This is a genomic window from Ideonella azotifigens (genome assembly GCF_006519715.1).
Taxonomy (GTDB): Bacteria; Pseudomonadota; Gammaproteobacteria; order Burkholderiales; family Burkholderiaceae_C; genus Ideonella; species Ideonella azotifigens.
Genome location: NZ_VIDT01000154.1, coordinates 1 through 9,928, shown reverse-complemented (window position 1 = coordinate 9,928; position 9,928 = coordinate 1). Strand labels below are relative to the sequence as shown.

At 66.4% G+C, this 9,928-nt stretch carries 8 protein-coding genes; 6 read left to right on the top strand and 2 right to left on the bottom strand.

Annotated features, from left to right (window positions below):
* The 6 genes from FKP22_RS11885 to FKP22_RS11860 form a co-directional block, all read left to right on the top strand.
* On the top strand, window positions 1-594 hold a 594-nt coding region (locus FKP22_RS11885), incomplete at its 5' end, for a sensor histidine kinase (protein ID WP_141287705.1).
* Window positions 591-2,099 (top strand): sigma-54-dependent transcriptional regulator, encoded by a 1,509-nt coding sequence (locus tag FKP22_RS11880; protein WP_141287704.1) that lies wholly within the window; start codon window positions 591-593, stop codon window positions 2,097-2,099. The genes FKP22_RS11885 and FKP22_RS11880, both read left to right, overlap by 4 nt.
* Before the next feature lie 23 nt (window positions 2,100-2,122).
* A complete protein-coding gene (gene ampD, locus FKP22_RS11875) occupies window positions 2,123-2,683 on the top strand; it encodes a 1,6-anhydro-N-acetylmuramyl-L-alanine amidase AmpD (RefSeq protein WP_141287703.1) in 561 nt (186 codons plus the stop codon).
* Between the two features lie 438 nt (window positions 2,684-3,121).
* Window positions 3,122-6,052 (top strand): ribonucleoside-diphosphate reductase subunit alpha, encoded by a 2,931-nt coding sequence (locus FKP22_RS11870; protein ID WP_141287702.1) that lies wholly within the window; start codon window positions 3,122-3,124, stop codon window positions 6,050-6,052.
* Between the two features lie 214 nt (window positions 6,053-6,266).
* Window positions 6,267-7,505: a ribonucleotide-diphosphate reductase subunit beta gene (locus FKP22_RS11865; RefSeq protein WP_211361383.1), complete on the top strand. Its 1,239-nt coding sequence runs from the start codon at window positions 6,267-6,269 to the stop codon at window positions 7,503-7,505.
* 259 nt (window positions 7,506-7,764) lie between these two features.
* Window positions 7,765-8,409: a histone gene (locus tag FKP22_RS11860; protein WP_141287701.1), complete on the top strand. Its 645-nt coding sequence runs from the start codon at window positions 7,765-7,767 to the stop codon at window positions 8,407-8,409.
* Between the two features lie 177 nt (window positions 8,410-8,586).
* Here the strand turns inward: FKP22_RS11860 and FKP22_RS11855 are convergent, their stop codons facing one another.
* Window positions 8,587-9,495 carry a carbohydrate kinase family protein gene (locus FKP22_RS11855; RefSeq protein WP_141287700.1) on the bottom strand — a complete coding sequence of 303 codons (909 nt, stop codon included), beginning with the start codon at window positions 9,493-9,495 and terminating at the stop codon, window positions 8,587-8,589.
* Window positions 9,496-9,568: 73 nt separating this feature from the next.
* Window positions 9,569-9,928, bottom strand: a 360-nt coding sequence (locus tag FKP22_RS11850) for a DUF3426 domain-containing protein (protein WP_141287699.1), incomplete at its 5' end; no start/stop codon positions are given.

The window sequence follows — 9,928 nt, the reverse complement described above, 5'->3', positions numbered from 1 at the left end:
CCGGACCAGCAGCGGCTGGTGGGCATCGTGGCCGACAACGTCGAGCGGCTCAAGCGCATCGTCAATGACGTGCTGGAAGCCGCACCCGGCGGCAGCGCGCCGTCGCGCACGCTGGACGGCAGTGCCGAAGTCGGCGCCATCATTGCCGACTGGGCCCAGACCGAGCGCTTGCCGCTGGGCGCCGGCAGCCGGTTGCAGGTGCAGTTGCCGGCCGAGACGCTGGGCGTGTCTTTCGACGTGGACCACCTGCGCCGCGTGCTGGTGAACCTGCTGGACAACGCGCTGCGCCATGCCACTGACCAACCCGGCGCGGTGGTGGTCACGCTGGAGGCGCTGGAAGGTGCGTTTGCGCGGCTGGCCGTGGCCAGTGACGGTGAGCTGATCGCGCCCGAGGTCGAGCCGCACCTGTTCGAGCCGTTTCACTCGACGCGCAGCCGCGGCACCGGGCTGGGCTTGTACATTTGCCGCGAGCTGTGCGCGCGCCATGGGGCCATCATCGACTATGTGCGCCATGAAGGCGTGCGCCACGGCAATGTGTTCCTGATCGTGATGCGCCGCGACAGCCTCGCGGCGGAAGGCCGGCTGCACCTATGAATGAATCGCTGAGCGCCGGGAATGGCGTGCTGGTCGTCGACGACGAACCGGACCTGCTGACCCTGTATGAGCTGACCCTGCTGCGCGAGGGCCTGGAGGTAGAGACCGCGGCCAGCGTGGCCGAGGCCTGGGCGCTGCTGCAGCAGCGCGTGTTCCGCCTGGTCATCACCGACATGCGGCTGCCCGACGGCTTTGGCATGACGCTGCTGCACAGGCTGGAAGAGCAGAACCGCAGCGAGAAGGTCATCGTCATCACCGCTTATGGCTCGGCCGAGAACGCGGTGGAGGCGCTGAAGGCTGGCGCGTTCGACTACCTGACCAAGCCGGTCGACCTGAAGCAGTTCCGCGGCGTGGTGGCTGCGGCCATGGGGCGGGTGGTGTCGCAACCCGCGGTGGCAGCGCCGGGCGCGGTGGCGCCGCCGGTGTCGGCCGCGCCGCTGGCCAAACTGGTCGGTCGCTCGGATGCGATGCTGCAGGTGCGCAACCTGATCGAGAAGGTCGCGCGCAGCATGGCGCCGGTGCTGGTCGAAGGCGAATCCGGCACCGGCAAGGAGCTGGTCGCGCGGGCCATCCATGAGGTCAGCGCGCGTGCGGGCCAGCCCTTCATTGCGGTCAACTGCGGCGCCATTCCGGAGAACCTGCTGGAGTCCGAATTCTTCGGCTACAAGAAAGGCGCGTTCACCGGTGCCAACGAGGACCGCAGCGGCTTCTTCCAGGCGGCCAATGGCGGCACCTTGTTCCTGGACGAGATTGGCGAGCTGCCGCTGGCCATGCAGTCCAAGCTGTTGCGCGTGGTGCAGGAGCGCGCGGTGCGGCCCATCGGCGCGGTCAACGAACTGCCGCTGAACGTGCGCATCGTCAGCGCCACGCACAAGGACCTGGCCGCGGAAGTGGCGGCCAGCCGCTTCCGGCAGGACTTGTATTACCGGCTCAACGTGATCCGCATTCCGGTGCCGCCGCTGCGCGAGCGGCTGGACGACCTGGACAGCATCAGCAGCGCCTTGCTGGACCGCATCACGCGGGACGCGGGCGTCTCGCCGGTGCCGAGGTTGTCGGCCGGCGCCAGGCGCCTGCTGGCGGCCTACAGCTTCCCGGGCAATGTGCGCGAGCTGGAGAACCTGCTGCACCGCGCGCTGGCGATGAGCAGCAGCGAGCTGATCGAGGCGGCCGACCTGGGCCTGCCGGACACGCTCTTCGAGGACAGCGCGGGCGACGAGGAGCCTGCCGACAAGGCTGCGGCGCTGGCGGTCGAAAGCTTGGTGCCGGTCGAAGCGCTGGCGGCGCCCCGCGTTGCCAGCGGCCCGCCGCCGTTGCCGGACGACCTGGCGCTGTACCTGGATGAGGTCGAGCGCGGCATCCTGGTGCGGGCGCTGCAGCAGCACAACTTCAACCGCACGGCGGCCGGCGCGCGCATGGGCCTGTCGCTGCGGCAGATGCGCTACCGCATGGCGCGTCTGGGCATCACCGAGGCGGCGCAGGACGCTGGCGGTGACGACCTGTCGTGAGCGTCCCGCAAACGGGTGACGCAATGTGGCGTGACGGTTGGTGGTCCGGTGCGCGGGCTGTGCCGTCCCCCAACTTCGGTCCTCGCCCGGCGGGCACGTGCATCGACCTGGCGCTGATCCATTCGATCAGCCTGCCCCCAGGCCAATACGGTGGTGACGAGATCGAGCGCCTGTTCACCAACACGCTGGACTGGGATGCGCACCCGTATTTCCAGGGCATCCGCGGCTTGAAAGTCTCAGCCCATTTTCTGATCCGGCGGACTGGCGAGCCGCTGCAATTCGTCTCGTGTGACCAGCGGGCCTGGCATGCCGGCCGCTCGGCCTGGCAGGGCCGCGAAGGCTGCAACGATTTTTCGATCGGCATCGAGCTGGAAGGCCTGGAGGGCGAGACCTTCGAGCAGGCCCAGTACGACACGCTGGCGGGCTTGCTGCCGGCCCTGGCGGCTGCCTATCCGCTGCAGGGAGTGGTCGGCCACGAGCATGTGGCACCGGGCCGCAAGCAGGACCCAGGCCCCGGCTTCGACTGGGCCGCATTGCGCGTCCGGCTGGGCTGGCCGGTGAGCTGTTTTCCCGCGGCCGGTTGAGCCGCACAGCCCTTCCGAGCAGCTCGCGGCTGGCGCATTTCCGAAGGCGAGTCAAGCCCTTCCGGGCTTGGCTTGGTGGAAAAATAGACGCTACCGGTAGTGTCCGACAGGGTTTCCCAGCCTACATCTAGCGTCCGCTGTGATAACCTCGGGTTTCGGAAATTCGCCATGTTCAAGCACGTCGACATGCCTTTGCTTGACCCCGCCAGCCATGTGTTGGCGGGCTGCCAGCAGCACCTCTTCGCTTCTCCCTGGGGGTGGAGATGCAGCAGTCGACGAACGCCAGGCGCCGCGCCCACCTCAGGGCCGTGACGCCTGGCGATTGCCTTGCCACAGCCGGCCACGTCTGACCTGACGTTTGGCCTGACAGGCGCGGACCCGAAGCGGCCGCAGCGCCCGCACTTCTTTCGTCTTCACCGAATCCACACAGGGGAATCCATGCAAGCTGTTTCCAGCACCGTCGACGCCGCCATTGCGCGTCCCAGCGCCGCCTCCACTGCCAGCGCCGCCGCGCCGGCCAGTGCCTTCCACGCCTACCAGATCATTCGCCGCAACGGCGCGGTCGTCTCGTTCGAGCCGAACAAGATCGCCGTCGCGCTGATGAAGGCCTTCCTGGCGGTGCATGGCACGCAAGGCGCGGCCTCGGCCAGCGTGCGCGAGACGGTCGACGTGCTGACCGAGAGCGTGGTTCGTGCGCTGATGCGCTCGCGTCCGGGCGGCGGCACCTTCCACATCGAAGACGTGCAGGACCAGGTCGAGCTGGGCCTGATGCGCGGCAGCCACCATGAAGTGGCGCGTGCCTATGTGCTCTACCGCGAGCGCCGGTCGCAGGAGCGTGCGCGCCAGGGCGTGGAGGCGGCGCCGGTGGCCGTGACCACCTTGACGGTGATCGACAAGGGCCAGCGCGTGCCGCTGGACGAGGCCAAGCTGCAGGCCCTGATCGTGTCGGCCTGTGCCGACCTGGGTGCTGACGTGAAGCCGGACCCGATCCTGGCCGAGACCCGCCGCAACCTGTACGACGGCGTGCCGATCGACGAGGTCTACAAGGCCGCCATCCTGGCCTCGCGCACGCTGATCGAGAGCGACCCCGGCTACACCCGCGCCACCGCCCGCCTGCTGCTGCACACGATCCGCCGCGAGATCCTCGGCGAGGAGCTGACGCAGGCCGACATGCACACCCGCTACGCCGAGTACTTCCCGAAGTTCATCAAGAAGGGCGTTCAGGCCGAGTTGCTGGACGAGAAGCTGCTGCAGTTCGACCTGGCCAAGCTGGGCGCCGCACTGAAGGCCGACCGCGACTTCCAGTTCGACTACCTGGGCCTGCAGACCCTGTTCGACCGCTACTTCCTGCACATCGAAGAGCAGCGCATCGAAATGCCGCAGGCCTTCTTCATGCGCGTGGCCATGGGCCTGGCGCTGAACGAGATCAACCGCGAAGCGCGCGCCATCGAGTTCTACAACGTGTTGTCGAGCTTCGACTTCATGTCCTCGACCCCCACGCTGTTCAACGCCGGCACCCGCCGCTCGCAGCTCTCGTCCTGCTACCTGACGACGGTGGCCGACGACCTGGACGGCATCTATGAAGCGCTGAAGGAAAACGCGCTGCTGTCGAAGTTTGCCGGCGGCCTGGGCAATGACTGGACCAACGTGCGTGCGCTGGGTTCCTACATCAAGGGCACCAACGGCAAGTCGCAAGGCGTGGTGCCGTTCCTGAAGGTGGTCAACGACACGGCCGTGGCGGTCAACCAGGGCGGCAAGCGCAAGGGCGCTGTCTGCGCCTACCTGGAAACCTGGCACCTGGACATCGAAGAGTTCCTGGAACTGCGCAAGAACACCGGCGACGACCGCCGCCGCACGCACGACATGAACACCGCGAACTGGGTGCCTGACCTGTTCATGCGCCGCGTGATGGACGGTGGCGACTGGACGCTGTTCAGCCCGTCCACCTGCCCGGACCTGCATGACCTGTTCGGCACCGCCTTCGAGAAGGCCTACGTGGCCTACGAGGCCAAGGCCGACCGTGGCGAGATCAAGCTCTTCAAGCGCATGGCCGCCCGCGACCTGTGGCGCAAGATGCTCTCGATGCTGTTCGAGACCGGCCACCCCTGGATCACCTTCAAGGACGCCTGCAACGTGCGCTCGCCGCAGCAGCACGTGGGCGTGGTGCACTCGTCCAACCTGTGCACCGAGATCACGCTGAACACCAATGAAGACGAGATCGCCGTCTGCAACCTGGGCTCGGTCAACCTGGCCCAGCACTTGAAGGATGGCAAGGTCGACCAGGAGAAGCTGAAGAAGACCGTGTCGACGGCGATGCGCATGCTCGACAACGTCATCGACATCAACTACTACGCGGTCAAGAAGGCGCGTGACTCCAACCTGCGTCACCGCCCGGTCGGCCTGGGCCTGATGGGCTTCCAGGACGCGCTGTACGAACTGCGCCTGCCCTACGCCAGCCAGGAAGCGGTCGAGTTTGCCGACCAGTCGATGGAAGCCATCTGCTACCACGCCTATTGGGCGTCGACCGACCTGGCGGCAGAGCGTGGCCGCTACTCGACCTACCACGGCTCGCTGTGGGACCGGGGCATCCTGCCGCTGGACTCGCTGAACCTGCTGGCCGAGCAGCGTGGCGGCTACGTCGAAGTGGACCGCAGCATGACGCTGGACTGGGACGCGCTGCGCCAGCGCATTGCCACCCACGGCATGCGCAACAGCAACTGCGTGGCCATCGCACCGACCGCGACCATCTCCAACATCATTGGCGTGGACGCGTCGATCGAACCCTGCTTCGGCAACCTGTCGGTCAAGTCCAACCTGTCTGGCGAGTTCACCGTGGTCAACGAGTACCTGGTGCGCGACCTGAAGCAGCTCGGCCTGTGGGACAACGTGATGGTCATGGACCTCAAGCACTACGATGGTTCGCTGCGCCGCATCGACCGCGTGCCCGAGGACATCAAGCGCCTCTATGCCACCGCCTTCGAAGTGGAAACGCAGTGGCTGGTCGAGGCCGCGGCGCGTCGCCAGAAGTGGATCGACCAGGCCCAGTCGCTGAACATCTACATCGCCGGCGCATCGGGCAAGAAGCTGGACGACACCTACAAGCTCGCATGGTTGCGTGGCCTCAAGACCACCTACTACCTGCGCACCGTGGGTGCCACGCACGCAGAGAAGAGCACGGTCGCAGCGGGTGCGATGAACAGCGTGCCCTCGTCCGGCGGCATCGGTGGTTCGCATGCCGCGCCAGTGATGTCGGCGCTCGACGCAGCGGCCGCACAAGCCCAGGCCATGATGGCCGCGCAGCAGGCCACGCCTGCGACTGACATCAAGTTCTGCGGCGTCGACGACCCGACCTGCGAAGCCTGCCAGTGAGCTTGAAGTGAACGTGAAGCGCACCGCATGCAAGGCCTGCGATGCGCTTCTCTTCATCGGCTCATCGAGTGTTCACACCACGCGCTGCGTGAAGCCTGCCGCATCGCTCGCATCGAGACGATGTTGAGAGGCAACACGCAGGCGTTTGCGCTGTCAAGAAGTGCTTGGTGTTTGAACACAACACTCTGATAATTCCACCCCAAGGAAACACGCCATGCTGGTCTGGGAAGACGACGCTCGTACCCCGCCGAATCCTGTTCAACGTACCGCGCCCGAGCCGACTGCCGGCGCACGGACAGCCGACCTGTCGCCGTCTGCGTTGACCCCTTCTTCATCGTCCGCCGCATCGGCGATGTCCACTGCGCAAGCCACTGTCCAAGCTGCCGCCGCTCGCGCTGCGGTGGTCACAGCCTCGCATGCGACCCCCGTCTCCAGTGGCCGCGTCAACGCTGCCGACAAGCGCATCATCAACGGCCAGACCGACGTCAACCAGCTGGTGCCGTTCAAGTACAAGTGGGCCTGGGAGAAATACCTCGCCACCTGTGCAAACCACTGGATGCCGCAAGAGGTCAACATGTCGCGCGACATCGCGACCTGGAAGGATCCCAACGGCCTGACCGAAGACGAGCGCCGCATCGTCAAGCGCAACCTCGGCTTCTTCGTCACTGCCGACTCGCTGGCCGCCAACAACATCGTGCTGGGAACCTACCGCCACATCACGGCGCCCGAGGCTCGCCAGTTCCTGTTGCGTCAGGCCTTCGAAGAAGCGATCCACACCCACGCCTACCAGTACATCGTCGAGTCGCTGGGCCTGGATGAATCGGAGATCTTCAACGCCTACAACGAGGTCAAGTCCATCCGCGACAAGGACGAGTTCCTGATCCCGTTCATCGGCGCGATCATGGACCCGAACTTCAAGACCGGCACGCTGGAAAACGACCGCACGCTGCTGAAGAGCCTGATCGTTTTTGCCTGCCTGATGGAAGGCCTGTTCTTCTACGTCGGCTTCACGCAGATCCTTGCGCTGGGCCGCCAGAACAAGATGACCGGTGCCGCAGAGCAGTACCAGTACATCCTGCGTGACGAGTCCATGCACTGCAACTTCGGCATCGACCTGATCAACCAGATCAAGCTCGAGAACCCGCAGCTGTGGACCGCGGACTTCAAGGCCGAGATCACCGCGCTGTTCCTGAAGGCGGTGGACCTGGAGTACGCCTATGCCGAAGACACCATGCCGCGTGGCGTGCTGGGCATGAACGCTTCGATGTTCAAGGGCTACCTGCGCTACATCGCCAACCGGCGGGCCACGCAGATCGGCCTGGATGCGCTCTTCCCGAACGAGGAAAACCCGTTCCCGTGGATGAGCGAAATGATTGACCTGAAAAAGGAACGCAACTTTTTTGAAACCCGCGTCATCGAGTATCAATCCGGTGGCGCATTGAGCTGGGATTGAAGGTGAACAAGAGGCCGGTCCTGTACCGGCCTCTTGTCGCATTCAAGAGGCTTGCCAGAGAGCAGTCCTTCCCAGCATGTTGAGAGATCAAGATCCGCGACGCGTGCAGCACGGGCATCAGAAACCATGCGGCGAGTCGTCTCCCCATTCACCGCACCGAGGGGGCACCCGGCTTTGGCCGGGACAACACCGCGGGCGGTGAATTGCCGGGCTGTATCGAGCGGCCCGGTATTTTTGCAACTTGATCAAGGAGTTTGAAATGGCAACTGCGAAGAAGGCCGCTCCGGCCAAAAAGGCGGCTCCGGCCAAGAAGGCTGCAGCTCCGGCAAAGAAGGCCGCTCCGGCCAAGAAGGCGGCAGCACCGGCGAAGAAGGCCGCTGCACCGGCGAAGAAGGCTGCGCCGGCCAAGAAGGCAGCAGCTCCGGCGAAGAAGGCTGCACCGGCCAAGAAGGCGGCAGCTCCGGCGAAGAAGGCTGCACCGGCCAAGAAGGCGGCAGCTCCGGCGAAGAAGGCTGCACCGGCCAAGAAGGCGGCGGCTCCGGCGAAGAAGGCTGCACCGGCCAAGAAGGCGGCAGCTCCGGCGAAGAAGGCTCCGGCCAAGAAGACGCTTGCACCGGTGAAGCCGGCAACCAAGGCCGTGGCGCCGGTGAAGCCGGCGACCAAGGCAGTGTCTTCGAAGCCTGTGGCCAAGAAGGCTGCGCCCGCCAAGAAGGTCGCCGACGCGCCTGCGAAGACCGCCACGGCCAAGGCCCCCGCCAAGAAGGCTGCAAAGAAGGCCGCTGCCAAGAAGGCTGCGCCCACCCCTGCGCCTGCGCCTGCGGCTTCTGCCCCCGCCGCGCCTGCAGCCAAGACTGCGCTGAGCCCCGCGGCCGCCTGGCCGTTCCCTACGGGCAACAAGCCCTGAGCCTTTGGGCCGGCGTGAAGCCGGCCCTTGGCTCAACTCCCAAAGCCCGGCCTTGCGCCGGGCTTTTCTTTGAGTGCCCTGCCGGCCCTGCGTCGGGCTTTTCTTTGGGCATCCTGCCGGCCTTGCGCCGGGCTTTCTTCCTCGATCGGGCGTCGCCGCTCTGGCATCCCCCCGTCGTCAGCCGAGGCCGAGCGCCGTGCGGTCCACCACGTGGTTCTGGCCGCCTCGCTGCGCGATCTTCAGCGCGCCCATCTGGTTGCCCAGTGCCACGCAACGTGCCAGCGGCCAGCCCTGCTCCAGGCCGAACAGCAGCGCGGCGCGGAAGGCGTCGCCACAGCCGGTCGGGTCCACCACTTCGGTGGCCTTCACGCCTGGCACCAGTGTGCGCTCGCCCTGGATCCACAGCTCGCAGCCTTCGGCGGCCAGCGTCACGATGATGCCGGCCAGGTGCGAGCGCGACATCTCTGCCAGGCTTTGCCCGGTGCGCTCGCTGAGCATGCGGCCTTCGTAGTCGTTGACGGCCACCCAGGTGGCTTGCGCGACGAAGGCGCGCAACTCTTCGCCGTTGAACATGGGCAGGCCCTGGCCCGGGTCGAACACGAACGGGATGCCGGCGGCATGCAGGTCTCGGGCGCGACGCAGCATCGCGTCGCGGCCGTCCGGGCCGATCAGCGCCAGCTTGATGTCGTCGCGCGCCGGCAGGCCGATCTCGTGCGCCTGCTGCATCGCGCCGGGGTGGAAGGCGGTGATCTGGTTGTTGTCCCGGTCGGTGATGATGATGGCCTGGGCGGTGTAGTTGTCAGGCACCTGCAGCAGGCTGCTGGTGTCGATGCCCAGTTGCTGGAAGCGCGCCAGGTAGTCGCCGCCGTCATTGCCCAGCGCGGCCAGCACGACAGGCTCGCCGCCCAGGGCCTTCAGCGTGTAGGCGATGTTGCCGGCGCAGCCGCCGTATTCGCGCCGCAGCGTGGGCACCAGGAACGAGACGTTCAGGATGTGGACCTGCTCGGGCAGGATCTGCTCGGCGAAGCGGCCCGGGAAGGTGGTGATGGTGTCGAAGGCGAGGGAACCGCAGACGAGGCTGGCCATGGTGTGTTGTCGGATGGAGGAAGGGCGGCGCAGCGGCTTGGGGCCGGCGCCGGGCATCAGGAAACGATGGGGCTCAGGGGTAGAAGACTTCCAGCGTGTAGCCGGCCACGTGAAGCTCGCCAATGTCCAGCCGCAGGTCCAGGTGCCAGGCGCCGTCGGCTTCCAGCGTGTCGCCGTGGCCCAGCTCGGCTGGCAGCAGTACCTTGCGCAACAGCACGCTGCCGCTGTCAGAAGAAATGCTCAACTCAAGCGCCGGAGTGCGCACCGGGTGCTCGGCGCGATTGTGCAGGTCGGCGTCCAGCCGCAGCACGCCAGGCTTGTCGGTGGCGCTGAGGTGGCTGGCATCCAGCACGATCTGGTCGAGCGCGTAAGGGCTGGCCACGCGGCAGCGCAGGGTCTGGCAGGCGGCGTTGAGGGCGGGCCGCAGGCTGGG

Coding starts and splice junctions, on each gene's coding strand:
- FKP22_RS11865 (WP_211361383.1), top strand. CDS start 6,267: ATGCTGGTCTGGGAAGACGACGCTCGTACCCCGCCGAATCCTGTTCAA.
- ampD (WP_141287703.1), top strand. CDS start 2,123: ATGTGGCGTGACGGTTGGTGGTCCGGTGCGCGGGCTGTGCCGTCCCCC.
- FKP22_RS11860 (WP_141287701.1), top strand. CDS start 7,765: ATGGCAACTGCGAAGAAGGCCGCTCCGGCCAAAAAGGCGGCTCCGGCC.
- FKP22_RS11880 (WP_141287704.1), top strand. CDS start 591: ATGAATGAATCGCTGAGCGCCGGGAATGGCGTGCTGGTCGTCGACGAC.
- FKP22_RS11870 (WP_141287702.1), top strand. CDS start 3,122: ATGCAAGCTGTTTCCAGCACCGTCGACGCCGCCATTGCGCGTCCCAGC.
- FKP22_RS11855 (WP_141287700.1), bottom strand. CDS start 9,495: ATGGCCAGCCTCGTCTGCGGTTCCCTCGCCTTCGACACCATCACCACC.